We start from the raw sequence: 25,377 nt of genomic DNA on the forward strand, positions 1-25,377 counted from the left end.
CCTACTCCGCCGGCTGCAGCACGCGCGGTGCTTTGGCGGGTTTCGGCGCGCCGACACGAAGCCGTCGATCGGACAGCGACAGCAGGCCGCCGAGCGCCATCATGATCGGGCCGAGCCAGATCAAGAGCACCATCGGCTTGTGATAGATCCGCACCGTCACCGCGCCCTGGTCGTTGAGATCGCCGAGCGAGATGTAGAGCTGGCTGAAGCCGCGGGTCAGCAGCGCCGCCTCGGTGGTCGACGAGCCCCGGGTGATGAAGCTGCGCTTCGACGGCGCCATTCCGCCGATCAGCCGACCGTTCTCGCTGACGGTGAACTGCGTCAGGAGTTCGCGATAGTTCGGTCCCTGGCGCTGCGTGGCGCCTTCGAACTTGAACTCGTAGCCGGCGAGCTTGGTGCTGTCGCCCGGCTTCATTGCGGCGATGTACTCGCTGTTCCAAGTGGTCTCGCAGACGATGCCGATCAGCGCCACGCCGAGGGCGGCATGGGCGAACATCGTGCCCCAGGCCGAGCGCGGCAGGCCGGAGGCGCGGCGCAGCGAGATCGCCAGCGGCGCGCGGAACAGGGCGACGCGCTCGGCGATGTCGACCAGCGCGCCGACGATCACGAAGATCGCCAGCCCGATCGCCAGCGGCGCCAGCACCGCGCCGCCGCGGGTCCAGGCGTACACGAAGGCGACCGCCAGCAGCGCCACCACGCCGGCGGCGATCAGCCGCTGCGAGGCTCCGATCAAATCGCCGCGCTTCCAGGCCAGCAGCGGGCCGAACGGCACTGCGACCAGGAGCGGCACCATCAGCGGGCCGAAGGTGAGATTGAAGAACGGCGCGCCGACCGAGATCTTGTCGCCGGTCAGCACTTCCAGCGCCAGCGGATACAGCGTGCCGACGAACACGGTGGCGCAGGCGGTGGTCAGGAACAGATTGTTCAGCACCAGGGCGCCTTCACGCGAGATCGGTGCGAACAGCCCGCCCTGCTTCAGCGACGAAGCCCGCCAGGCGAACAGCGTCAGGCTGCCGCCGATGAACAAGCACAGGATCATCAGAATGAACACGCCGCGCGACGGATCGGTGGCGAAGGCGTGGACCGAGGTGAGAACGCCGGAGCGGACCAGGAAGGTGCCGAGCAGCGACAGCGAGAAGGTCAGGATCGACAGCAGGATGGTCCAGACCTTCAGCGCGTTGCGCTTCTCCATCACCAGCGCCGAATGCAGCAGCGCGGTGCCGGCGAGCCACGGCATCAGCGAGGCGTTCTCGACCGGGTCCCAGAACCACCAACCGCCCCAGCCGAGTTCGTAGTAGGCCCAATACGAGCCCATCGCGATGCCGAGCGTGAGGAAGATCCAGGCGACCAGCGTCCAAGGCCGCACCCAGCGCGCCCAGGCGGCGTCGAGCCGGCCTTCCATCAACGCGGCGGCGGCGAACGAGAATGAAATCGAGAACCCGACATAGCCGAGATACAGCATCGGCGGATGCACCGCGAGGCCGATGTCCTGCAGCACCGGGTTGAGATCGCGGCCTTCGATCGGCGGATTGGCGATCCGCGCGAACGGGTTCGAGGTGATCAGGATGAACAGATAGAACGCGGTCGCGATCCAGCCCTGCACCGCCAGCACATGGGCGCGCAGCGACAGCGGCAGGTTGTTGCCGAACGCCGCGACCAGGCCGCCGAACAGCGCCAGGATCGCCACCCACAGCAGCATCGAGCCTTCGTGGTTTCCCCATACGCCGGTGATCTTGTAGAGCAGCGGCTTCATCGAGTGGGAGTTCTCGTAGACGTTCACCACCGAGAAGTCGGAGGTGACGTGCAGCCACACCAGCGCGGTGAACGACAGGCCGGCGAACAACAGCTGCACCAGCGCGGTCGAGCGCGACACGTTCATCAGCGCGCCGTCGCCCAGCCGGGCGCCGAGCAGCGGAACGGTGGACTGGATCAGCGCCAGAGCGAGCGCCAGGACGAGTGCGTAGTGCCCGGCCTCCGCGATCATTTGCCGCCCTCCGCCGCGCTGGCCGAGGTCTGGCCGGCGGGCTTCTTCTCGTAGTCGTCCTTCCAGTGGCCGTCCTTCTTCAGGGCGTCGGCGACTTCCTTCGGCATGTACTTCTCGTCGTGCTTGGCGAGCACGGTGTCGGCTTCGAACACCCCGGCCTTGTCGAGCGAGCCTTCGGCGATCACGCCCTGCCCTTCGCGGAACAGGTCGGGCAGAATTCCCTTGTAGGCGACCGGCAGCGTGGCGCTGCCGTCGGTGACCTTGAACGACACCCGGAGCTGCTCGCCGCGCTCCAGCGAGCCGGGCTCGACCACGCCGCCGAGCCGGAACCGCTTGCCGGCGGCGATGTGCTGCTCGGCCACCATTTTCGGCGTGGAGAAGAACACGATCGAGTCGCGCATCGCGTTGAGCACCAATCCCACCGCGACGACGAGCACCACGCCCGCGCCCCCGATCATCGCCAGTCGCCGCTGTTTACGCGTCATGGTCAGTTCGCCTCGGCGTCCTCTACCGGATCCTCAAAACGACGCTTCGCGGCGTCGCTCGAATTCTGTGTCTGACGAAGATGTCGAAAACCCGCATCGTTCGTGCCGCAGTCGTCAGCCGTCGAGCCCGAGGCCCTTGAAGCCGTCGTTGAGTTGCTTGAGCCGGTCGGGCTTGTCGGCCATCGCCTGGCGCGCTTCGGACTGCGCGCTCTTGGCCTTGTCGGTTTCGCCGAGCACCATATAGGCGCGCACCAGCCGCAGCCAGCCGTCGACGTCGTCGCCGTTCTGCTTCAGCTTGGCGGCGAGCTTGGCGACCATGCCCTGGATCATCGCGGCGCGGTCGGCCTCGCTCATGTTCTGCACGGCAGCGGCGGCGCCTTCCGGCAAGGCCGGCTGCTTGGCGGTGCCGTCGAGGCGCGCGAGCTCGGCCTGCAGCATCGGCCGCCACGGCGCGTCGGCCGGTGCCTTCTCGAGCATCGCGCGCCAGATCGTCGCGGCGTCCTTCGGCCGGCCGTCCTGCTCGGCCGCAAGGCCGAGATAGTAACGCGCCTTGGGTTCGTCGGGGTTGAGCGCGGTGGCGCGCTCGAATTCGGTCTTGGCGTCGGCGGTGACGACGCCGCCGGCCGCCGAGGTCAGCACCTCGCCGAGATCGGCGCGGCGATCGGCGGTCTCGCCGGCGTAAGTGATCGAATTGCGATAAGCGCGCGCCGCATCGTCGAACCGGCCGGTCTTGGCCAGCACCGGCGCCAGCACGGTCCAGCCGCGGCCGTCGGTCGGGTTCTTCTCCAGATGCGTCTCGACCTGCGCCACCAGATTGTCGAGCGGCTGAGAGTTCGCCGGCGCCTTGGCCCGCTCCGCCAGCGGGTCGTCGGGCAGCATCGGCGAGCCGAGCGGCAGATACACCGCCAGCGCGAGCACCGGCAGCCCGAGCAGCGCCAGCAACGCCACCGCGCGGCGCGGCCCGCGCCTCGAGCTGGTCGGCGCGCTGCGTTCGGCCTCGGCGCTGGCGAGCAACCGGCGACCGATTTCGACCTTGGCGGCGGCGGCTTCGGGCGCCCCGATCAGCCCGGTCGCGGCATCGCGGTCGACCTCGGCGAGCTGGTCCTTATAGACCGTGGCTTCGCTGCCCTCGCGCTGCGCCTGGACGCCACGCCCGAGCGGCCACAGCACGGCGAACACCGCCACGGCCGTCATCATCGCGAACACAAACCAAAGCGCCATTCGAGCGAGATTCCGGGTGAGGACTAAAGGGCCGCGTCACCGGCCCGGCGGGTCGAAAACCCGGGCGGGTTACACCATGGTCGGACGATAGCCGCAATTGACATTTGCGGCACCGGATAAGCCGCCGCAGGGGATGAAACTTGATTTGAATCAAAGGGCAGGCTAGCCGGCGCGGGCCGCCGGCTTGCGTTCCACCACCACCATGGCGTTTTCGACCGCCCGTCGCATCAGCGAGGCGTAATCGTGGCCGAACAACACCTCGCAGAACCGGATAGCGGCCTGGGCCTGCTCGTGACGGAACGGCTTCACCCGCGGATCCGAGCCGCGGAGCGACTGCACCAGCGCTTCGGTGGATTTTTCGACATATTGCTGCAGCTCGGAATAGGTCCGCAGCGTCACTTCGTTGATCGCCAGCTCGCTGGCATAGGTCCGGCACACCGCGACGAAATCGATCAGCGCCGCGGCCTCGTCGACCTCGATCTGGTCGAGCCTGGAGCCGGAGGTGATGTCCTTGTCCGGACGCTGGCGCAGCAGCCGGCGAACCCTGCCCGGCACGCTCTCGATCTCGGACTTCACCGCGTTGGAGATGTCGACACGGATCGTCGAGAGCTGCTTGCCCCACGTCGAATCGCTGCGGATGTCGAGCTCGGTCCGCAGACCGCGGACGCCGTCGTGAATCACTTTGAGGTTTTCGGCGACGTTGCCGTAATGGCCGCGCCGGATTTCCTCGCGCATGTCGAAGGTGAATCGCGCCAGATCCTGGATCGCCATGGTCACCGCCACGGCATACGGCGTCGCCGCAACCTTGATCTCGTCGTCGGAGCCGGCGACCTTGATCGCCAGCCGGACGATCTGCCACGGCTGGTTGAGGTGATCGAGGATCAGGGTCAAGGCGAACGGCAGCAGAATCGGCGTCTGCAGCGCCGGCACATTGAGCGCCGCGATCATCGAATTGACCTGACTGTCGCCGAACACCCGAAGATTGCTGGAGAGCTTGCCGTTGAAGGTGTCGATGGCCTCGCGATTCTTCAGCACGGCCCCGATCGCCACCAGATCCTCGACCGCCGACGGCGGTCCGACCCGCGACATCGCGCGCTGGCGATCAACGCCCGCCTCTGGATTGGTCAGCTTCTCGATCGCCACGGCCGCGGACTGCTGCAGCTTGCGGACGTGCTGCTCGATCTGCGAGGCCGGCGCATTGCGCAGCCTGATCAGCGCGGCCTCGAACTCCTGGATCTGGTCGGGCATGCCCTCGCGCTCGAGCCACTGCCACACCGAGGTCAGCGACGAACGCCGGATCTGCCCGGGCCGCGGGGTCTCCTTGGCGTCGATCAGGAACGGTTCCAGCACCCGGAACATCAGCCGGGCCGGATCGTCGGTGCGCGGCTGGGTGTCGTCGTCGGAGCCGCGGACGATCTTGCGCAATTCCTCCAGCACGAAACTGGCGACCGCGACATCGTCGCCGCGTTCGAGCGCGCGCTCGAATTCCCGCATGAGCAGCGCTTGGGACTGCGGCGGGAGCTGGGAGAGATAGTCTCTCAGCCGTTCGGTCGATGTCTGGCTCATGCGCCTAATAGGTTGCAGGCTGCCGCACGCGTAGCGCCGCGCACCGAATGGATGGTGCGCGTCACGCCGCGACGCTGTTCCCAGAGATAGCCACGGCGATCTTAAGAAGGCGTTGAGGTCACCGCTGGCGGAGCCGGATTCAGGTTCTGCCGCAACTGCCGATCCGGCCGATAACGCGCTGGAAACGATCGGCTTCCAGTCGCGCGACCAGCGTGGGCTCAGCCTTGCGCCGTCCAGGGCGCGCTGTCATGGGCGCGGCAGGCGGTGCCGCGCGAGATCTCGATCTGCTGGCCGACCGTCACCGCATGGGAGAATCCGCGGCAGGTCGAGCCCTGCTTCAGATAGGCCGGGCCCGGCACGATGTTGCCATAGCGGCCGGAGGTGGCGTTCTTCCACGCCACCGGGGCGCCGGATTCGCCGCGATCGAGCGCCTCCAGCTCGGCCGCATAGGCCAGCCGGCGGTCCTCGGCATTGAGCAGCGCGCCGATTTTCGGCCCGATCAGGCCGCCCATCGGGGCGGAATCGACCGCGGCGCTGCCGTCGTTGCGGCCGAAATCCGAGGTCGCGGTGCTGGTGAAGGAATCCACCCGGGCCACCAGCCCGGACGTGCGATCGCACCCAGCCAGCGCCAGCGCGCCGGCGAGCAGCAACAGCGGCTTCACCCCCCAAGACGTCATGGTCATCCCCAACGGCTCCCCGAAGGCCAACAGCCTACATCCATAACCGTTAAGGAAAACAAGATGCAAATTCTGGCAGCGCTGTGGCAGGCGCCGGCACCTTATGCCGCAGGCAGGATCAGCTCGGCGCGCAGGCCGCCGATCGGGGCGTTGTCGAGCTTCAGCTCGCCGCCGTAAAGTGCTGCAAGATCAACAACAATAGCCAGGCCAAGGCCGGAGCCCGGCTTGCTCTCGTCGAGCCGCTTGCCGCGCCGGGCGACGATCGCACGCTGCTCGGCGGACAGCCCGATACCGTCGTCGTCGACCACGATCCGCAGCTTCGGCGGCGCCCCGGGCTCGTCGGCCTTCTCGCTGGTGACGGCAATGAACACCCGCCCGGCCGCCCATTTGCAGGCGTTGTCGACCAGATTGCCGACCATCTCCTCGAGGTCCTGGCGCTCGCCGCGGAACTTGAGCCCGGAGGCGACCTCAGCGCGGACCTCGATGCCACGGTCACGGTGGATCTTTTCCATGGTCCGGCGCAGCGCCTCGATCACCGGCTCGACCTCGGTGATGGTGCCGATCACGGTGAGCCGCGCCGCGATCCGGGCGCGCTCCAGATGATGGGTGACCTGGCTGCGCATCAGCTCGGCCTGCTCCATCACCTTCGCCGCCAAGGGATCGCCCGGCCGGGCGCTGGCCTCGTTGACCAGCACCGAGAGCGGCGTCTTGATCGCATGCGCCAGATTGCCGACATGGGTGCGGGCGCGCTCGACGATTTCGCGATTGGCCTCGATCAGTGCGTTGGTCTCGCGCGCCAGCGTTGCGATCTCGACCGGGAACTGGCCTTCCAGCCGCTCGGCGCGGCCGGAGCGGACATCGACGATCGAGTCCGAAATCCGCTTCAGCGGCGCGAGGCCGAACCGGACCTGGAAGATCGTGGTCAACACCAGGCCGATCGACAGCGCCAGGAAGGTGCCTGCCAGATAGTAGTCGAAGGTGCGGGTCTCTTCGAATATCTCGGTGGCGTCGCCGGCGACGGTGACGAGAAACTTGCCGTCGAGGCCGAGATCGACCGGGCGTTCGACCATCCGCAGCGTCTGGCCTTCCGGCCCGGCGACATAGCCGTGCCGCACGCCGGACGGGCCGAGCTCGATGCCCTGATCCTCGAGCCGCGGCAGCTTGCGGTCCCACAGCGACCGCGAGGCGCGGGTCTCCGGCTTGTCGCCGTCGGTGCGGACCACCTGCCAGTACCAACCGGACAGCGGCAGATCGAACAGCGGCTCGCCGATCGACTGAAACGATTCCTGGGTGGCGTCCGGGGTCGCGACCTCGGCGATGATGGTGCGCAGATAGAGATTGAGCCGGCGGTCGAACGCGCGCTCGGAGGCGCCGCGATACACCGACGACAGCACGATGCCGGTGATCGCCAGGATCACCACCACCCACGCGGTCGCCGACAGGAACAGCCGGGTGGCGAGTGAGCTGCCGCGGCGGGAGGGTTTGGCGGTCACCGCGACGCCGACGCGCTAATGCGCGTCCGCCGCTGGCGGCGACAGCAGATAGCCGAGCCCGCGCACGGTCTGGATGATGTCGACGCCGAGCTTCTTGCGGATGCGGCCGACGAACACTTCGATGGTGTTGCTGTCGCGGTCGAAGTCCTGATCGTACAGATGCTCGACCAGCTCGGTGCGCGACACCACCCGACCGGCATGGTGCATCAGATAAGCGAGCAGCCGATATTCGTGGCTGGTCAGCTTCACCGGATTGCCGCTGACGCTGACCCGGCCGGTGCGGGTGTCGAGCACCACCGGGCCGCAGGTCAGTTCGGATTGCGCGTGGCCGGCGCTCCGGCGCAGCAGCGCGCGGATCCGGGCCAGCACCTCTTCGAGGTGAAACGGCTTGGCGACGTAGTCGTCGGCGCCGGCGTCGAAGCCCTGCACCTTGTCACTCCAGCGGTCGCGCGCGGTGAGGATCAGCACCGGCATCGCACGGCTGTTGCGCCGCCATGCCTCCAGCACCGAAATGCCGTCCATCTTCGGCAGGCCGATATCGAGCACCACCGCGTCGTAGGGTTCGGTGTCGCCGAGGAAGTGCCCCTCCTCGCCGTCGAAGGCGCGATCGACGACGTAGCCGGCGTCGGTCAGCGCGGTGGTGAGCTGGCGATTGAGATCGGGGTCATCTTCGACGACGAGCAGACGCACCTTCAACTCCGGTCGTTTGATCCACTGGCAGGCGAACGCTGACAGTGTGACGGCATGAAGGCATGAAGATGAGCGGCAGCGGGGTGAATGCGCCGTGAACGATGGCGCACGCGCCGGATTACTTTTTCTTCACGACCGCTTTGGCCAGCCTGTCGATCACGCTCGGGCTGTCCTGCCCGGTGGCAGCGCAGACCTTTTCACGGGTCCGGCCGCTGACGTAGACGCCTAGCACGCCGAATCGGAAACCCCAATAGGCGACCAGCAGCGCGGTGGCGCCGATCAGCGCGTTGATGGTGGCGACGTCGCCGGTCCAGAATTCGTGCACCAGCACCGCCCACAGCGCGGCGCATTCGGCGGTCAGCTCGAACGCATAGGCCGGCCGCCACCAGCGCTGCACCGGATCGCTCGCGGCCAGCTCGGCGCGGATCGTGGCCTGAGTCTCGGAGATCGCGATCCGCTGGGTCTCCGCCTCGGCACGGATCGCCTCGCACCAGCGCATCTCGGCCTCGGCGATCTGGTCGGGGACGGCCGCTGGCAGCGAAGCCTGCACCGCGTCCGGCGTCGGCGACGGTGCGCCCAGCGCCTCCGACAGGATCTTGCCGGCCGCGCCGCCGAGCGGCCCGCCGAGCGCGCTGCCGAGCACCGGAGCGCCGAGTGCAATCACCTGTTTGGCGAGATCGGCCCAATCCATGATCAGTCCCTCCTGAAGGCCGCGGCCAGCGCGGCGATGAGTTGGCTCCACCGAGACGAGGACGGCGGCGTCGGTTGGGATCGCGGCGGCGCATCCGCGGGCAGGTCGGGCGCGAGCGGCGGCGATGCGATCACCGCTGGCGTCGCGGCCAACTCCGCTCGCCATTTGGTCAGCCACGCCTTGCGCTCGGCGAGCCCGATGGTGCCGCCATTGAGCCGCCGAGTGACGCCGACCACATCGTCGGCCCGCGCGAACGGCAGACAGCCGCAGGCGATGAAATCGCCGACGCCGCCGAGCAGGAAGTAGCGCGGATCGAGCAGCAGATCGGGATCGTTCACCAGATCGAGACCGGTGATCGCAGCCAGCCGCTGATAGCCCTCACGCCCGGTGGTCTGCGCCGCGCCGCGGCCGCGAAAAGTCCAGCCGTCGTCGGAGCCGGCGCGATTGCCCATCCGGCCGTTGTAGACCTTGTTGGCGAGCGCCCGCGGATTGTGCGCATACGGCTCCGCACTCGCCCGGGTCGGAAACCTCGACGGCCACACCTGCATCATCCGCGCCGCGGTGTAGTTCATGTTCTCGACCACGTCGCGCCCTGCCCCGCATTCGTGGCTGAGTTGCGCCATCACATGCGCGGCCAGATCCGGCGTATCGATACCGAACCGCGCGAACACGCTCTCGGAGGCCGCCGCGGTACCGGCAATCAGTCCCGCCACGCGCCGGTCGCCCTGCGGCCACATCCGCCGCAGCAAGGATTGTTCGATTTTCATGGGATTGCCTCTACAAGGAAACGTCATTGCGAGGAGCGTAGCGACGAAGCAATCCAGCTTCAGTGCTCGGCACTCTGGATTGCTTCGCTTCGCTCGCAATGACGAGGTCGAATTACTTGATAGTTACCCAATCGCCCCGCGCGAGCCGAGCAGTGCCGCCGGCTCGGCGTACATCTGAAACAGCGCGACGTTGACCGAAGCGGCGGTGCTGCCGTTGTTCATCCACAGATGCGGGGTGAGGAACTGCGTCGCGACCGGCAGGTCGCTGGTCACGACGCCGCTCGCCACATCGCCGGAATTCAACCGTTCGACGCGGTAGCGGATCTCGCTGCCGTTCGGCTCGGCCGAAACTAACAACTCACAGATCCTGCCCGCCGGTGGTCGGGAAGCCGGCGCCGAGGCTGGTCTTGGTCGCCGCGCCGCTGCCGTCATTGCTGAGCAGCGACAAGGTCGTGTCGCCGGAATCGAAGCCGACGCCGATCAGGTTGAGCAGCGTGCTCGGATTGACATTGCCGATCGGGCTCGCCGAGCCATACAGCCCGGCGAACAGTCGACAGTTGGTGTGAAACCACTCGATGCCGAACCGCATCAGCAGATAGAATCCGCCGAGGCTCGTGGCATTGCCGCGCCACAGCGTCAGCGACGAGCCGCTCACGCCGGCCGATGCGCCGCTGCTCGCTGCCGAAACGAGATCGAGCCGCGGCGACGACAGGAACAGATTGCCGGCCGAGGGACCGACCGCGGTCGCCGTGCCGCTGAGCGTGGCGCCGAGGCCGACAACGTCGAGCGTGGTACTGCCCGGCCGCGGCGACCATTGCAGCGGCTGCCGGCGCCGCGCGTCCTTGAAATCGAGCCGGCCGTGCAGCGCCGACCAGGCCCGCAAGCCGGCGTAGTAATTCGCCGAATCCGGCGTCAGCTTGACGACAAAGTCGTCATTGCCGAGCAGGCCGAGCAGCGCCCGCGCGCTCCAATTGTCCTGCAGGATCAGCCCGGCATCTTTCGCGGCAGCGCTCTTGTTGATGGTCAGGCGCATATGGCCGCTGCCGGGCGTGACGTCGTCATTCGACAGCAGCACGTTGTCGGACTTCACCGCCAGGCGACGACTGGAATCCGCCGTGGTGTTGAGGCCGAGCAGCGGCAGGTTCTGAAACGCCGCCAGCGCGTTGACCCACGCCGCGCCGCTCCAGGCGAGCAGCGTCTGCGTCGACAGATCATAGGCGAGCCAACCCGGGTTCGGCGCAAAGAACCGCCAGTCGCCGTCGTAGTAAGCGGCGACCTGTCCGCTCTTGCCGGCCCAGGCGCCGCTGGCACCGGCGGCGACGATCCAGCGCTGGCCCTCGCCCGGCGACGACGGCGGCACGCTCACCGCCGACGACAGCACCGCGAGTTGCACCAGGCCATCGAGGCTGAACAGCGCCTCGTTGTGGGTGACGTGCTTCTGCGCCTGGCTGGCCTCGATCAGAGGCAGACCGAGATTGGCCGTGGTCATGATGTGTCCTCACAACGCGAAGGTGGCGGTGGCGGCGAAGCCCGGGCCGACGGTGGCGGACAGCTGCGCGACGCGGACGGTGAGCGAGGCTTGCGGCGTGCCGAAATCCGCAAGCTCATCGGCGGCGGCGTACAGCGCTTGCGGCACGCTGGTTTGGATCGACCGCACCACCGCGCCGCCGCTCCCGAGGATGTCGAGCGTGTAGGCTTCGCTGTCTTCGCCGAGCGGCACCTCGACGCCCCAGCCGTCGCCGTCGATCCGGGTCCGGCGAATCCAGCCGACACGAACGCCGTCTGCGGCGCGGCGCGCCGACAAATGCACCGGCGCCAGCGGCCGCAACGCGGCCAGCCCCGGCGTCACGGTCAGGTCGACCGCGCTCGGATCGTCATGGCTGCGCCCGCTTGCTACGACGCGCAGGCGCAGGCTGCGGCCGAGCGCCGACAGCCCGCGCGCGATCGGCACCAGATGGGTATCGAGCAGCACGAACCGCGCGCCGGCCGGCACCAGGTCGCGCATCGCGCTGTCGCTGCCGGCCTGCCCGCGCAGTAGATGCGACAAGCGATAAGTGTTGCCGTCGATCAGTTCGGCGCTGGCGAATTGCAGGATCTCCCAGCCGCCGTCCGGCGTCTGCACCGCCGCCACGTTGCCGCCGGCCAGCACCCGCAGCTCCGACAGCGACACCAGCGCGCCGCCGCCGATCTGCACGCGAAACGTGGTGACGCGGTCCCACCGCGCCAGCGGCCCGCGCGGCAGCGGATCGAGCGTGGTGCCGATGATCGTCCGCGCCGGCGCGCGCGCCAGCGGCTGATAGCTCGCGCCATCGGCCGACACGTAGATCGTCTCCGCCACCGGCCACGGATTGGCGAACACCGCGAGCCGCGTCAGCACGTCGGGCTCAGCAGCATCGATCACCGGCAGATCGAGCGCGATCACCTCGGCCGGGCCGAGCGCGGCCGGGATCGTCGCCACGGCCGGCCGCGGCATCCGCTGCGGCAGCGCAAACACGTCGGGATCGATGCTGCGCGCCGTCACCTGCCGCGTATTCGTGTCGACCACCTCGTCGATCTCGAACAGCCGCCGCCGGCCGGCCAGCATCAGCGCGACCACGTCGCCGGGCGCGAGCCGCAGATGTCGCAAGCCCAGCGCGAAGCTGGCGCGCTCGCGGCCGGCCCACAGATCCTGCAGCACGATCTCGGCGCGCCGCGTCGCTGCCGCATCGTTGGTGACGACCGCGAGATCGGCCTTCACCATCCGGTTGGCACCGCCGACCAGCCGGCGCGAGGCGGCGGCAGCGCGGCGATAATCGGCCAGCGCATCGCTGTAGGCGATCGCGGTTTCGCGCGGCAGCTCGGTCTCCTGCGCCCGCGTCAGCCGCCACGGCGCGCCCTTGTCGGGCAGCACCAGATCGTCTTCGTTGAGGTCGATCACCGGCGCGCCGCCACGCTGCACGAAGCGCAGCACGCCGCCGGCCGCAACCGCATCGAAACTGTAGGCCAGCGCCAGCGGCTCGATCATCGCCCGCGGCGACATCGGCCGGTCGACCACATAGCCGTCGCAGCCTTCGCGCAGATCGCTGCTGTCGACTCCGCCGACACCGGCATCGGCCAGCAGCGCGGCAATCAGCGCATCGAGCGGCGCGCCGCCGAGCCGGCCGGTCAGCCAGTGCCCGCTGGTCCAGTTCGGCGCATCGCTCCACACCTCATCGGCGGCGGGAAACACCGGATAAGGCCGCGCGTCCCAGGTCCACAGATGGATCGCCGACAGGTCGATCATCCGCCCGCCATACAGCGGCGACACCGGGTTGCGGGTCTCAGCGCTGAACGCCGTGATCAGGCATTCGAGATAGCGGCGCTGGATCAGGTCGTCGCGCTCGCCGCTGGAGAAATATGGCGCAAAATTCTCGCTCGATTTCGGATCGGGAAACACGCTCGGCTGATTGGCGCCCTTGTCGACCGCCGGGCAGCCGACCTCGGTCAGCCACACCGGCTTGCTCATCGGCACCCAGCCGGTCGGCGAGGCCAACTCGGCCCCGCCGACCCGTTCATGATGCGGCAGCGACCAGAAGCTGCGGATATCTTTGACGCGGTGGATCCACGGCTTGCCGAGCCCGTCGGTGATCGGCACCCGCGCCTGCGCTGTGCGCGCCGCCGCGTCCGGGTAATACCAGTCATAGCCCTCCCCGGCCTCGACATTGCCGGCAAGGTAATCGCGATCGTAAGTGGTGACGGCAATCGCCGAATCCAGATGGCCGGCATCGTCCCGCCAATCGGCCAGCGGTGCGTAGTAATCGATTCCGATCGCGCCGATCGCGGGCGAGGCCCACAGCGGGTCGAGCGGAAACCGCACCTCCGACGCGTCCGGCATCACGACGTCGGCGCCGTATTCGGTCCAGTCCGCTCCATACGTGACCAGCGTGCCGCCGCCGACGATCGCCTTGACGTCGGCGGCGAGCGCGACGAGCTGCTGCACTGCCGGGTAAACGCCGGGTGCCGAGCGCACCCGCGTCAGCGAGCGCAGCTCCGAGCCGATCAGGAACGCATCGACGCCGCCGGCATTGGCGCAGAGCTGCGCGTAGTGTAGGATCATGCGGCGATAGTTCCAGACGCCCCCAGCGAAGAACTGCGCGACCTGCGCGGCGGCCGTCGCAGTGCCTTGCGGCGAGCCCGGCACGCCCGGCGCCGGATCACAGGTGATGCGGCCGCGCCAGGGATAAGGCGGCTGCGGCGCCGCGCCGGTCCACGGATTGGGAAGGCCGTTGCCGGCCGGCACGTCCATCACCACGAACGGATAGAACGTGATCTTCAGCCCGCGCGCCTTCAGTTCGCCGATCAGATGCACCACGGTCTCGTCGGACGGCGTGCCGCCATACGCAGGCCGTCCGTCGACCTGCGAGATCAGCCGTGCGCTGGCGCGCGTCGCACCAGCTACCGACCAGCTGCCCTGATCGAGCTTCTTGTCGCGGCGCTCGACGCCGGGCTCGACGGTGCAGGCCTGCGCGCGCAGATCTGTGCCGAACCACGCCACCACCAGCGCGACGCGCTGCAGCCCGGGGCAGACGCCCTGCAGATCGTCGAGCGAGGCGAGCACATCGGACGGCGCATAAGCGACATGGCGGTTCTCGGGCGCGGCGCTGCCGGCGCCGAGCACCTGCACCCGCGTCGCCGGCTCGTAGCCGAATTCGGTGGTGCCGGGGATCAGCGTCACCGCGCGGGTGATCTGTTCGAGCCGGCCGATCGGCCGCACGATCTCGAACGACAATTGCGGCAGCCGGTTGCCGAAATCGGCCAGCGGCAGCCGCTCGAACACCACGTAAGCCAGCCCGCGATAGGCCGGCGTATTGCCGGCGCCTTCCTTGGCGACGATCAGTCCGTCGGGCGCCTGATCCTCGGTGCCGCGATGGACGCGAATGTTGAGGCCGGACAGATCGAGCGGCTTGCCGTCGGCCCAGATTCGCGCCACCCGGCCGATCGGCCCTTCGCACAGCCCGACCGCGAAGTTGGCGAAGTAACTGTAGGTCGTGGTGGTGGTCGTGGTCTGCCCGCCCCCACCGCCGCCGAAGCCCTTGCCGCCGCCTCCGCCGCCGGTGGTGCTCTGCTCGACGCTGATCACCTCCTCGAGCGCGGTGGCCCAGATCACCTGGCCGGCGAGCCGGGCGCGGCCATAGACCCGCGGGATCGGCGCGCCTTCGGTCGAGGCCATCACGTCGAGATCGGCCAGCCGCGGCCCTTCGACCGCGCGCGAGGTGTCGCTGCTGCCGCCGAACATCGACTGATCGAGCGCATTGCCGATCAGCGCGCCCGCAATCCGCCCGGCGATCGCGCCGACAGGACCGAACAGCGCACCGGCCGCAGCGCCGGCGACGGAAAGAACGAGAGCTGCCATGGGAGCACGCCTTCGGCGATTGCTGGACGACAAGAGCGTCGGCCGACGCAAAACGCCCGGGCGGAGGCATCCGGCCCGGGCGTCAGACTTCTTGATCAGATGCGGCGCGCGAAGACCAACGGGTGTTCGGGCCAGCGGGCTTCACAGCCGCCGCGTCACCGCGGAGGCGCGAGGATCACTCACTGCGTCGCAGCCGACAGGCCGAACCGCCGTGTCAGCCGGAAACCATCGCGGATGCTGAGACCAATCAGCGTCAGGTTGATCGCGCCGGCGATCAGCTCCACCGCCTGCACCACCGTAAAGATCTGGTCGAACTGACCGGCCGCGGCGCGCTGCTGCAGCAGAACTGCACACGGCACCAGCACTGCGATGCCGTTGATGGCGATGAACGGCATCCGCCAGCGCTTGGCGGCGACGATCGGATGCGGGGACTTGCCGCCGAGCCTGAAGCCGCTGGCCCCCGCAAGCGCGATCGCCGGGATCAGAACCGCGAGGCCCCACAGGATGCGGAGCTTCACCGCCGCAATCGCAGCCTCGTCGCCGCCGAGTTCGACCACGACGGTCGAGGTCCAGAACACCAGGATGGTGAGAAACGCGATGATGCCCGCAATCGGGTGTAGCTTCCTGATCATTTTACGAACTCCTGTCACTGAATTGCTCATCGAGCCGTTCGCGCAGCGCGATCAGCGCATCGCGGGTCTTGCGCAGTTGGCGCGGATCGGCGCCGGCGATCATCGCGTCGGCGACCGGCGCCCACAGGTCGCTCGCCTGCTTGAACACGCGCTCGCCGCGCGGCGTCAGCACCACCAGCTTGGCGCGCTTGTGCGCGGGGTTCGGCGCGAAGCCGACCAGCCCGGCCTCGGCCAGCTCATCGACGATCCGCTGCACCGACTGCCGCGCCAGCCCCATGTTGTCGGCCAGCCGCGCCACCGAGAACGTGCCGCGGCCGTGGGCGACCGAGCCCAGCACCTGCCAGCGCGCGCTGGTCAGCCCGAGCGGCTTCACCAGCGCATCGCCGCACCTGATCAGCGCGCCGTTGAGCCGGAAGACTTCCAGCACGAGGGCGTTGGCGGGATGGTCGAACGGGGTATCGGTCGCCTGCGTCATGACAGCATCCTGTCATTTTGACAGCGTGCTGTCAATCTTCCGACCGCTCCTGCTCGCCCGGACGCGACGGAAGTTCAATGCCGGCGGCGTTGACGGCGTGCACGGTATTTGCATCGTACCCGGCTTGAGCGAACCGGCCGGCAGGATCAGACGATGGAATTTCTAGCGAGCGTAGTCGTGGCGATCCTCGCCTATGGCGCGGTGTATTTCATCGGCAAGCCGGTGGTGGCGCTGCAGGCCAAGCGGATCGAAGTGCTCGACGTCGCCGAGCGCTACTCCGCGGTCGATGCCGGCGCCCCCGAGGACACCCGCGACGCCGCCGTCAAGGCGCTGTTCGAAGCCGGCACCTCGCTGCGCGCCTATCAGCGCGGCTGGTCTACCGCGGTCCGGCTGTGGTGCTGGCTGTGGGGCTACGATCTCGATCTCGCCGCGCAGGCGCTGTACGGACTCGCCGAAGGCCCGCGCGCCAAGATGGTGATTCCGCCGGAAGCCCGCCGCAACACGCTGAATGCACTGTACGTCGCGCTCGGCGCTGCCAAGCACCTGCCGCCCGAAACCGTCGATGCCATCAAGCGGATGATCGCCGAGACCAAGGCGGCCAACGCCAAGGCCCCTGCCTGAAGCTGATTGTGCTGTCGTGCCGCGCCGCGCGCGCGGTCACTCCGACGCGATGAAGCGCAGCGTGCCGGCGCGCCTTGTCGGCTGGCCGGTGTCGTTGGTGTGATTGACGCCGTCCATCACCGGCACCTCGGTGAAATCGAACGGGCTGACGCCGTCGAGGCAGGCGACGTTGACGGCGTAGAGGTTCGTATTGGATCGCCGCTGATGATGGGTGTAGATGCCGCAGCGCGAGCAGAAGAAGTGCTGCGCCGTACCGGTGTGGAAGCGATAGGTCGTCAGCACGTCCTCGCCCTGCAGGATCTTGATCCCGCCCATCTCGGCCATCGCCACCACCGCACCGCGCATCCGGCAATACGAGCAGGTGCAGCGCCGGATCGAGTCGAAGCCGTCGCTCAGCGTGACCTCGAAGCGCACCGCCCCGCAATGGCATCCACCGGTCCGCACGTTGCTGTCGTGATCCATCCCGCAGACCTCCCGTTCGAAACTCGGCCGGACCTGACCAGACAGCTCCGGCGTCGTCAACGCAGCGGATCTGCAACGCCGGGGAACGTGAACGCATAAGCCAGCCGGCGCCGCCACCACGGCGTGATCGCGACCTCGCACACCGCCGCGCCGTCATGCGCATGGATCATCGTCGTGGCCGAGCTGGCGATCGCGGCGTGCTTGGCGACGCAGCCATCGCGCCAGCGGAACAGCAGCACGTCGGCTTTGTCGAACGCATCGCACGGCACCGGCACCAGATGGCGCAGCGCCGCCGCCGCCAGCGTCTCGTCGCCGCCGGCTTCGGCCCAATCCGGCGCGTAAGGCGGGGGCGCTTCCGGCTCCTCGCCGAGACAGGCGCGCCACACCCCGCGCACCAGGCCGAGGCAGTCGCAGCCAACGCCCTTCACCGAAGCCTGGTGCCGATAGCGGGTGCCGATCCAGCTCCGCGCTTCGGCGACAATCGCGTCGCGCCCCAATGGCTGATCCATCGTGCCCTCGCTTGATGGAGTGATGAGATCGTGACGCGGTCACAGATTGCCGCGCAGCACCGGGCCGATCGGCTCGCCGGTGTTGCCGGGCGCGCCGGGCACCGGATAGCTGACGACAAAATCGTTGCCGGGGATCTGCGGGAAACCGCGGAAATTGTCGCTGTTAGCAAAGCGGTCGCGGCAGGTCGCGAACAGCTTGTCGCAACCGGCGGTGACGACGAAGCCGTCGCCGGCCGCGATCGGCTCGGCCATCGCCTGCCACAGCGACAGCCGCACCTCGCCGCCGACGACACGATGCTGCTTGATCTCGACCGCCGCGCCTTGGTTGGCGCCGCTGCGCCAGCTCAGCCGGCCGGCGGTGAACAGGCCGGGCGCGAAGCCGTCGAGCCCGGAGACCGTGATAGTGGAGGTTCCTGGCGCCGCGACGACCGTCCCCTCGCCGCGCCGCGCCGGACTGCCGAGATCGACACGGCAGCGCGCGTCGCCGAGATCGGCATTGCAGCTCGCGGTGTAGAGCCGGCCGCTCTCCTGCGACAACAGATCGGCGAGCCCGCGCAGTTCCGCGGTGAACGCCGAGCCCTCGCGCCGCACCTCGCCGAGCGTGCCGCGCGCGGTCAGCACCCGCAGTTCGGGCGTGCTCCAATCCACCAGCCAGCTCTCGATCGCCGCCGCGTCGAAGCGCCCGGCGGCGAGATCCGCCTCGCGCAGCAGATCGTCATCGAGCGCGCCGGAAATCTCCGCCCCATCGACCGACAGATCGAACCGCTGCGACGCCTCCGACGCCGAGAACCCGGTGCCGGCGCGGCAGCTTACGCCCTCGATGACGAGATCGCGGTCGTGGTCGGTGAAGCCGAGCACGACGCCGTCGCGCCGCCGCACGATCCAGCACTGCGCCAGCGTCGTCGCACCGCTGTCGAGCCTCGCCTGCAACACATCCGGAATGCTGCGCATGACGAACTCCTCGATGGCGCGCGACGACGCATCCGCCGGGCATCTCAATGCCTCGCGGACGATGTCGCATCGACGGCCCGGCGGCGGCGACAAGCGCCGCGCCGGGACCGACGATTAGTTCAGATCAGAGATTGCGCGCGATCACGATGCGCTGGACGTCGCTGGTGCCTTCGTAGATCTGGCAGACGCGGACGTCGCGATAGATCCGCTCGACCGGGAAGTCCTTCAAGTAACCGTAGCCGCCGAGCGTCTGGATCGCCGACGAGCACACCGCCTCGGCAGTCTCGGAGGCAAGCAGCTTGGCCATCGAGGCTTCGGTCAGGCACGGCAGCCCGGCTTCGCGCAGGCTCGCCGCATGCAGCACCATCTGCCGCGCGGCGGCGATGCGCGTCGCCATGTCGGCGAGCCGGAACGCCACCGCCTGATGCTCGATGATCGGCTTGCCGAAGGTGACGCGGTCGCGCGCGTAGTCGCGGGCCGCTTCGAACGCGGCGCGCGCCATGCCGACCGCCTGCGACGCGATGCCGATCCGGCCGCCTTCGAGGTTCGACAGCGCGATCTTCAGCCCCTCGCCTTCGGCGCCGAGCCGGAGGTCGGCCGGAATCCGCATGTCGTTGAAGGCGAGCTGGCAAGTGTCGGACGAATGCTGGCCAAGCTTGTCCTCGACCCGCACCACCTCGTAGCCGGGCGTATCGGTCGGCACGATGAAGGCGGTGATGCCCTTCTTGCCGGCCGACGGATCGGTGACGGCGAACAGGATGATCAGCTGGCCGTTCTGCCCCGAGGTGATGAACTGCTTGGCGCCGTTGATGACGTAGTGATCGCCGTCGCGGCGCGCGGTGGTCCGCAGGTTCGAGGCATCGGAGCCGGCCTGCGGCTCGGTCAGCGCAAAGCCGCCGATCCACTCGCCGCTCGCAAGCTTCGGCAGGAAGCGCTGCTTCTGCTCGTCGGTGCCGAATTTCAGGATCGGCATGCAGCCCACGGAGGAATGCACGCTGACGATGGTCGAGCACGCGCCGTCGCCCGCCGCAATCTCCTCCAGCGCAAGCGTATAGGCCACCATGCCGGTCTCAGAGCCGCCATAGGCTTCCGGCACCAGCATGCCGAGAAAGCCGAGCTGGCCCATTTCGGTCAGTTCGGCGCGCGGAAAGGCGTGCGCGGCATCGCGCGCCGCCGCAGTCGGGGCGAGCCGCTCACGCGCGAAGTCGCGGGCGGTGTCGCGGATCTGGGTCTGCAGTTCGTTCAAGATCATGATGCGCTCACGACAGCCGCTCGACCGCGACAGCGGTGGCTTCGCCGCCGCCGATGCACAGCGAGGCGATGCCGCGCTTGAGGTCGTGCTTCTCCAGCGCCGCCAGCAGCGTCACCAGCACGCGTGCACCGGAGGCGCCGATCGGATGGCCGAGCGCGCAGGCGCCGCCATGGACGTTGACCTTGTCGTGCGGCAGGCCGAGATCGTGCATCGCCGCCAGCGCCACCACCGCGAACGCCTCGTTGACTTCGAACAGATCGACGTCGGCGAGATTCCAGCCGGTGCGCTCGCTGAGCTTGCGGATCGCGCCGATCGGCGCAGTGGCGAACAGCGCCGGCTCGTGCGCGTGGGTGGAATGGCCGACGATCGCCGCGAGCGGCTTCAGGCCGCGCTTGTCGGCCTCCGAGCGGCGCATCAGCACCAGCGCCGCAGCGCCGTCGGAGATCGACGACGAGTTCGCCGCCGTCACGGTGCCGCCCTCGCGGAAGGCCGGCTTCAGCGTCGGGATCTTGTCGAGCTTGGCCTTCAGCGGCTGCTCGTCGGTGGTCACGGTGACGTCCGACTTGCCGGCCTTGATCGTCACCGGCGTGATCTCGCGCGCGAACGAACCGTCCTTGATCGCGGCCTGGGCACGGGTCAGCGAAGTGATGGCGAAATTGTCCTGGGTCTCACGGGTGAACTGATAGCTTTGCGCACAGTCCTCGGCGAAGGTCCCCATCAGCCGCCCTTTGTCGTAGGCGTCTTCCAGGCCGTCGAGGAACATGTGGTCGATCACCCGGCCGTGGCCCATGCGATAGCCGCCGCGCGCGCGGTCGAGCAGATACGGCGCGTTGGTCATGCTCTCCATGCCGCCGGCGACTGCGATGGTGGCGCTGCCGGCGATCAACAGATCATGCGCGAACATCGCGGCCTTCATGCCGGAGCCGCACATCTTGTTGACCGTGGTGCAGCCGGCCGAGAGCGGCAGGCCGGCGCCAAGCGACGCCTGGCGCGCCGGGGCTTGGCCCTGGCCGGCCGGCAGCACGCAGCCGAACACGACTTCGTCGATCGCATCCGGCTTCAGGCCGGCGCGCTCGACCGCGGCCGAAATCGCAGCCGCGCCGAGCTGGGATGCGGTGGCGTCCTTCAGCTCGCCCTGAAAGCCGCCCATCGGGGTGCGCGCGGAGCCGACGATAACGATAGGATCGTGGGTCATGGGAGTTCTCCCTGCATCTTGGTTTGTTTGATCGAATGAATAGAGAAACCGCCGCGCCTCAGCGCGGCGCCATCCGCAGTGCACCGTCGAGGCGGATCACCTCGCCGTTCAACATCGTATTCTCGCAGATCGCCTTCACCAGCGCGGCATATTCGGCCGGCCGGCCGAGCCGCGGCGGGAACGGCACGCTCTTGCCGAGCGCATCCTGCACCGGCTGCGGCATCCCTGCCATCATCGGCGTTTCGAAGATGCCGGGCGCGATCGTCACGACGCGAATGCCGTGCTGTGCCAATTCGCGCGCGATCGGCAGCGTCATCGCGGCGACGCCGCCCTTGGACGCCGAGTAGGCCGCCTGCCCGATCTGGCCGTCGAACGCTGCGACCGACGCGGTGTTGATGATGACGCCGCGCTCGCCTTCGGCGTCCGGCTGTTCCTTGCTCATCGCCTCGGCGGCGAGCCGGATCATGTTGAAGCTGCCGATCAGGTTGATGGTAATCGCCCGGGCGAAGCTGTCGAGCTTGTGCGGACCGTTGCGGCCGAGCACCTTCTCGCCCGGCGCCACGCCGGCGCAGTTCACCAACCCGTTGACGTGACCGAAGACGTCCTGGGCGAGCTTCACCGCCGCCTCGGCATCCTCGGCTTTGGTGACGTCGGTGGCGAGAAAGCGGAAGCTCGCACCGAGCTCCTGTTCGAGCTTGGCGCCAGCCTCGGCGTTGAGATCGAGGCCGACCACCTTGGCGCCGCCGGCGACCAGCGTACGGGCGGTGGCAGCGCCGAGACCGGAGGCAGCGCCAGTGACCAGGAAAACGCGATCAGTAATGTTCATGATGATACAATCCGTCTCTCAAGCTGCAGAAGAAGAGCCCTGGGTCGTGCCCGCCGGTTCGGTGTCGCGCTTGCGCAGGATGAAGCGCTGCAGCTTGCCGCTCGGCGTTTTCGGGAGTTGCTCCAGGAATTCGATCTCGCGCGGATAGGCGTGCGCGGAGAGCCGCTTCTTGACGTATTGCCGCAGCTCCTCGGCCAGCGCCTCGCTCGGCGTCACGTCCTTGGCGAGCACCACATAGGCTTTGACGATCTCGGTGCGCTCGGGATCGGGCTTGCCGATCACCGCCGCCTCGATCACCGCGGCGTGCTCGATCAGCGCGCTTTCGACGTCGAACGGACCGATGCGATAGCCCGACGAGGTGATGACGTCGTCGGCCCGGCCGACGAAGCTGATCGAGCCATCCGGCTCCAGTTCGACGGTGTCGCCGGTGCGGTAGTAACCGCCTTCGATCGCCGGCGTCTCCTGCTGCCAATAGCCGGAGAACCACATCAGCGGCGAACGCTTTAAATCGACGCTCAGCACGCCCGGGACGTTCGGCGGCAGTTCGTTGCTGTGCTCGTCGAGCACTGCGACGCGGAAGCCCGGCATCGCGAGCCCGGCGGAACCCGGATGCACGGTGTGGCGCAGGCGGTGGTGATTGTTGACCACCATGCCGAGCTCGGTCTGGCCGTAGTGATCGTGGATCGGCGCGGCGAGATGCTCGGCAAACCAGCGGATCACTTCCGGATTGAGCGGCTCGCCGGCGCTGCTGACGACGCGGAGCTGGCCCTTCACCGGCGCCGCCGCTTCCGGACCCGCTGCGATCAGCAGCCGATACGCGGTCGGCGCACCGGCGAGGTTGGTGATGCCGCGGCGCTTGATCAGGCCGTAGGTGCTCTCGGCGGTGAACGGACCGTCGTAGAAGGTGGTGGCGTGGCCGTGCAGCAGCGGGCCAGTGACCGCGTAGTACAAGCCATAGGCCCAGCCCGGATCGGCGATGTTCCAGAAGATGTCGCCCGCGCGCAGATCGACCGCATCGCGGATATACGAATAGAACGCCGGCAGCGCGTTGATCGGCACCGGCACGCCCTTCGGCAGACCGGTGGTGCCGGAGGTCGACATCATCAGGAACAGGTCGGTGCCCTTGCGCAGCACCGGAGCGAATTCGGTCGATTGCGCCGCGATCTCGGCATGGAAATCGAGATCGCAGAGCGGCGCGGTCTCGCCGGGCCGGAGCACGATCGCGACGGTCGGGCAATCGGCGACGTCGGCGAGCTTGGCGCGGTTGGCCAGATCGGTGACCACCAGCTTGGCGGCGCTCATCTTGACGCGATGCTCGATCGCCTTGGGACCAAACGCGGTGAACAGCGGCTGATACACCGCGCCGGCGCGCCAGGTGCCGAGGATCAGCGCCAGCAGTTCGGGCGTCCGCGGCAGCATGCCGGCGACGACGTCGCCGGGCTTCACGCCCTGCGCGACCAGCAAATTGGCGACTCGGGCCGCATAGTCCTTCATCTCGGCAAAGCTGAAGGACGCGGTGCGGCCGTCCTGGCTCTCCCAATCCAGTGCGGTGCCGCCGCCGGCGACGTGACGGTCGCAGCATTCGATGCAGACGTTGATGCCGGTCGCGAAGTTGCCATCGAACAGGGCTTCGAGGTCCTCGCGGCGAAACCGCGCCAGGACGTCGGCATAATCTTCAATGGCTGCGACCGCAGGATGGGTGTTGCTCATGGTGTTTCTTCCCCTGCCCTCGTTGTTGGCACGAGGGGCTGACGCGAATGGATTCACGGCCGCGGATTAAGCGGCGGAGCCCTGTGGCTTTCTAGGACCAAACTGACCTAGATTTGTGATCGGTTTTGCCACTTTTCAGGAAGGAGCGGACGAATGGAGCGGCGGACGATCGCGCCCCTGTTCGTGGAAGAGGTCGCCGACTGCCTGCGCCGCGCCGGCGTTGCGCCCGGGCCGGTGTTCGCAGCCGCCGGCCTGCCCGAGGCGGTCCGCGAGCGCGTGTCGGCAGCGCAGTTCGGCGCGCTATGGTTGGCGGTAGCGGCGGCAATGGACGACGAGTTCTTCGGCCTCGGCGGGCGGCCGATGCGGCCCGGCTCGTTCACGCTGCTGTGCCACGCGGTGCTGAACGCCAGCACGCTGCGGCAGGCCCTGAACCGCGCGCTGCGGTTCCTGAAGGTGGCGCTGGACGATCCTTACGGCGAGCTGCGGGTCGAGGGCGGCCTCGCCCGCATCGTGCTCCACGACAAAACTGCGCCGCGCTCGGCCTTCGCCTATCGCACCTTCTGGATCGTGGTGCACGGCATCGCCTGCTGGCTGGTCGGCCGTCGCCTGCCGCTGCGCCGGGTCGATTTCGCCTGCGGGCCGCCCGCGGTGGCAGCCGACTATCGCTCGTTCTTCGGCGCGCCGGTGCGGTTCGGTCAGCCGCAAAGCGCACTGGCGTTCGACGCCAGCTATCTCGATCTGCGCACCACGCGCACCGAGCGAGCGCTGAAGGAGTTTCTGCGGCTGGCGCCGGCCAACATCCTGGTGCGCTATCGCCACGACGCCACCCTCACCGCAGCGATCCGCACCACGCTGCGCGCCAAGCCGCCGACCGCGTGGCCGAACTTCGAGACGTTGGCGAAGCAGATGAAGATCCCGGCCTCGACGCTGCGCCGGCGCCTCAGCGCCGAAGGGCAAACCTATCAATCGATCAAGGACGAGATCCGCCGCGCGCTCGCGATCCGCTGGCTCGCCGAAAACGAAAAGCCGGTCGGCGACATCGCCGCCGACCTCGGCTTCGCCGAACCCAGCGCGTTCCACCGCGCGTTCCGGAAATGGATGGCGAAAAGCCCCGGCGCGTTTCGCCGCGAGGCGCGTTCGGAGTAAAATCCCAGCGAATTTCTCAACGGCGGATGCGCGCGATGAACTCGACGAGGCCCGAAACTCCGAGCTTGGCGTAGATGCGTTTGATCTGCGAGCGGATCGTTCCGATCGACACGCCACGAAGCTGCGCGATCTCAGCCGGGCGCCGGCCGCTCAACAACTCGGTCGCGACGTCTCGCTCCGCTGCGGTCAGAGCCACGGCGATGTCCGGCAACAGCTCAGCAGAATGCTGCACCGATAGCGGCCTGATCACTGCCATGGCGGCTGCACCGGTTAGTACCTGCTGATCGGCTAGCGCGATTGGCGCCAGCCGCAGATAGATAGTCGCATCTTGCGGGCCGGTGATAGAGATCGCGCAACTGCCGGGGCACAACTCGCTCGCGGCCCGGCGCGTCACGCAGTCGAGGCACGGCTGCAGGTCGTGATCGATATCGACCCGCCCGCCGAGCCGTGGACATTCAGCAACGGCGCTGGACGTCTTGTTGCGGCGCAACCGATCCATACGAACGGTGAGCGGCGATCCCTTCGCCAGCAAAGTCTCCGCGCATGGCGAAATGCTGATGCAACGGCCATCGCCGTCGAGCACTAAGGTGTGGACCGACACCGCGTCGAGCGTCTCGACCATGACGCGAACAGCGTCCTCGATTCGAGAAGCG

24 protein-coding genes are annotated in these 25,377 nt (G+C 68.2%); 2 read left to right on the plus strand and 22 right to left on the minus strand.

The annotated features are described in order from the left end of the window. Window position 1 precedes the first annotated feature (1 nt). From M9H71_RS04675 to M9H71_RS04740, 14 genes are all read right to left on the minus strand, one after another. Window positions 2-1,984: a heme lyase CcmF/NrfE family subunit gene (locus M9H71_RS04675; RefSeq protein WP_455403919.1), complete on the minus strand. Its 1,983-nt coding sequence runs from the start codon at window positions 1,982-1,984 to the stop codon at window positions 2-4. Next, the gene (gene ccmE / locus M9H71_RS04680; protein WP_455403920.1) at window positions 1,981-2,469 is read right to left on the minus strand and encodes a cytochrome c maturation protein CcmE; all 489 of its coding nucleotides are present in this window, start codon (window positions 2,467-2,469) and stop codon (window positions 1,981-1,983) included. The genes M9H71_RS04675 and ccmE overlap by 4 nt, the downstream gene beginning before the upstream one ends. Window positions 2,470-2,583: 114 nt before the next feature. Further along, window positions 2,584-3,690: a c-type cytochrome biogenesis protein CcmI gene (gene ccmI, locus M9H71_RS04685; RefSeq protein WP_455403921.1), complete on the minus strand. Its 1,107-nt coding sequence runs from the start codon at window positions 3,688-3,690 to the stop codon at window positions 2,584-2,586. Window positions 3,691-3,852: 162 nt separating this feature from the next. Then, window positions 3,853-5,256 (minus strand): hypothetical protein, encoded by a 1,404-nt coding sequence (locus tag M9H71_RS04690; protein WP_455403922.1) that lies wholly within the window; start codon window positions 5,254-5,256, stop codon window positions 3,853-3,855. Between the two features lie 218 nt (window positions 5,257-5,474). Next, window positions 5,475-5,939: an RT0821/Lpp0805 family surface protein gene (locus M9H71_RS04695; RefSeq protein WP_455403923.1), complete on the minus strand. Its 465-nt coding sequence runs from the start codon at window positions 5,937-5,939 to the stop codon at window positions 5,475-5,477. A gap of 95 nt (window positions 5,940-6,034) precedes the next feature. Further along, entirely contained in the window at window positions 6,035-7,426 is a 1,392-nt protein-coding gene (locus tag M9H71_RS04700; RefSeq protein WP_455403924.1) for a sensor histidine kinase, read from the minus strand. Window positions 7,427-7,441: 15 nt separating this feature from the next. Beyond that, complete coding sequence (locus tag M9H71_RS04705) at window positions 7,442-8,116, minus strand: response regulator transcription factor (protein WP_455403925.1); 675 nt, start codon at window positions 8,114-8,116, stop codon at window positions 7,442-7,444. A gap of 118 nt (window positions 8,117-8,234) precedes the next feature. After that, window positions 8,235-8,807: a 3TM-type holin gene (locus M9H71_RS04710; protein WP_455403926.1), complete on the minus strand. Its 573-nt coding sequence runs from the start codon at window positions 8,805-8,807 to the stop codon at window positions 8,235-8,237. Between the two features lie 2 nt (window positions 8,808-8,809). Beyond that, window positions 8,810-9,574 carry a glycoside hydrolase family 19 protein gene (locus tag M9H71_RS04715; RefSeq protein WP_455403927.1) on the minus strand — a complete coding sequence of 255 codons (765 nt, stop codon included), beginning with the start codon at window positions 9,572-9,574 and terminating at the stop codon, window positions 8,810-8,812. A 123-nt stretch (window positions 9,575-9,697) separates the two neighbouring features. Next, the gene (locus M9H71_RS04720; RefSeq protein ID WP_455403928.1) at window positions 9,698-9,931 is read right to left on the minus strand and encodes a hypothetical protein; all 234 of its coding nucleotides are present in this window, start codon (window positions 9,929-9,931) and stop codon (window positions 9,698-9,700) included. Between the two features lies 1 nt (window position 9,932). Next, window positions 9,933-11,063, minus strand: a complete 1,131-nt coding sequence (locus tag M9H71_RS04725) for a DUF2793 domain-containing protein (protein WP_455403929.1) — start codon at window positions 11,061-11,063, stop codon at window positions 9,933-9,935. 9 nt (window positions 11,064-11,072) lie between these two features. Further along, window positions 11,073-14,945 (minus strand): baseplate multidomain protein megatron, encoded by a 3,873-nt coding sequence (locus M9H71_RS04730; protein ID WP_455403930.1) that lies wholly within the window; start codon window positions 14,943-14,945, stop codon window positions 11,073-11,075. A 179-nt stretch (window positions 14,946-15,124) separates the two neighbouring features. Then, window positions 15,125-15,577 (minus strand): hypothetical protein, encoded by a 453-nt coding sequence (locus M9H71_RS04735; RefSeq protein WP_455403931.1) that lies wholly within the window; start codon window positions 15,575-15,577, stop codon window positions 15,125-15,127. Window position 15,578: 1 nt separating this feature from the next. Then, window positions 15,579-16,052 carry a MarR family winged helix-turn-helix transcriptional regulator gene (locus M9H71_RS04740; RefSeq protein ID WP_455403932.1) on the minus strand — a complete coding sequence of 158 codons (474 nt, stop codon included), beginning with the start codon at window positions 16,050-16,052 and terminating at the stop codon, window positions 15,579-15,581. Window positions 16,053-16,205: 153 nt separating this feature from the next. On the opposite strand from M9H71_RS04740, the gene M9H71_RS04745 reads away from it, so the two are divergent. Further along, window positions 16,206-16,673, plus strand: a complete 468-nt coding sequence (locus M9H71_RS04745) for a hypothetical protein (protein WP_455403933.1) — start codon at window positions 16,206-16,208, stop codon at window positions 16,671-16,673. 36 nt (window positions 16,674-16,709) lie between these two features. Here M9H71_RS04745 and M9H71_RS04750 read toward each other — a convergent pair whose 3' ends face one another. The 7 genes from M9H71_RS04750 to M9H71_RS04780 all read right to left on the minus strand — a co-directional run bounded on the left by M9H71_RS04750 (window position 16,710) and on the right by M9H71_RS04780 (window position 23,578). Beyond that, on the minus strand, window positions 16,710-17,135 hold the full coding sequence (locus M9H71_RS04750; protein ID WP_107357462.1) for a GFA family protein: 426 nt from the start codon (window positions 17,133-17,135) through the stop codon (window positions 16,710-16,712). A gap of 56 nt (window positions 17,136-17,191) precedes the next feature. Further along, window positions 17,192-17,644, minus strand: coding sequence for a peptidase P60 (locus M9H71_RS04755; protein ID WP_455403934.1), 453 nt, complete (start codon window positions 17,642-17,644; stop codon window positions 17,192-17,194). A 39-nt stretch (window positions 17,645-17,683) separates the two neighbouring features. Next, a complete protein-coding gene (locus M9H71_RS04760; protein ID WP_455403935.1) occupies window positions 17,684-18,595 on the minus strand; it encodes a DUF2163 domain-containing protein in 912 nt (303 codons plus the stop codon). A gap of 124 nt (window positions 18,596-18,719) precedes the next feature. After that, on the minus strand, window positions 18,720-19,847 hold the full coding sequence (locus tag M9H71_RS04765) for an acyl-CoA dehydrogenase family protein (RefSeq protein ID WP_455403936.1): 1,128 nt from the start codon (window positions 19,845-19,847) through the stop codon (window positions 18,720-18,722). 7 nt (window positions 19,848-19,854) lie between these two features. Then, window positions 19,855-21,042 carry an acetyl-CoA C-acetyltransferase gene (locus tag M9H71_RS04770; protein WP_455403937.1) on the minus strand — a complete coding sequence of 396 codons (1,188 nt, stop codon included), beginning with the start codon at window positions 21,040-21,042 and terminating at the stop codon, window positions 19,855-19,857. Window positions 21,043-21,100: 58 nt separating this feature from the next. Next, window positions 21,101-21,868 carry a 3-hydroxyacyl-CoA dehydrogenase gene (locus M9H71_RS04775; RefSeq protein WP_011157856.1) on the minus strand — a complete coding sequence of 256 codons (768 nt, stop codon included), beginning with the start codon at window positions 21,866-21,868 and terminating at the stop codon, window positions 21,101-21,103. 18 nt (window positions 21,869-21,886) lie between these two features. Then, window positions 21,887-23,578: an AMP-binding protein gene (locus M9H71_RS04780; protein ID WP_455403938.1), complete on the minus strand. Its 1,692-nt coding sequence runs from the start codon at window positions 23,576-23,578 to the stop codon at window positions 21,887-21,889. 153 nt (window positions 23,579-23,731) lie between these two features. Here M9H71_RS04780 and M9H71_RS04785 point away from each other — a divergent pair, with 153 nt between their 5' ends. After that, a complete protein-coding gene (locus M9H71_RS04785) occupies window positions 23,732-24,724 on the plus strand; it encodes an AraC family transcriptional regulator (RefSeq protein ID WP_455403939.1) in 993 nt (330 codons plus the stop codon). A gap of 16 nt (window positions 24,725-24,740) precedes the next feature. Here the strand turns inward: M9H71_RS04785 and M9H71_RS04790 are convergent, their stop codons facing one another. Next, entirely contained in the window at window positions 24,741-25,346 is a 606-nt protein-coding gene (locus M9H71_RS04790) for a helix-turn-helix transcriptional regulator (protein ID WP_455403940.1), read from the minus strand. Window positions 25,347-25,377 lie beyond the last annotated feature (31 nt).

Source organism: Rhodopseudomonas parapalustris (genome assembly GCF_053772255.1).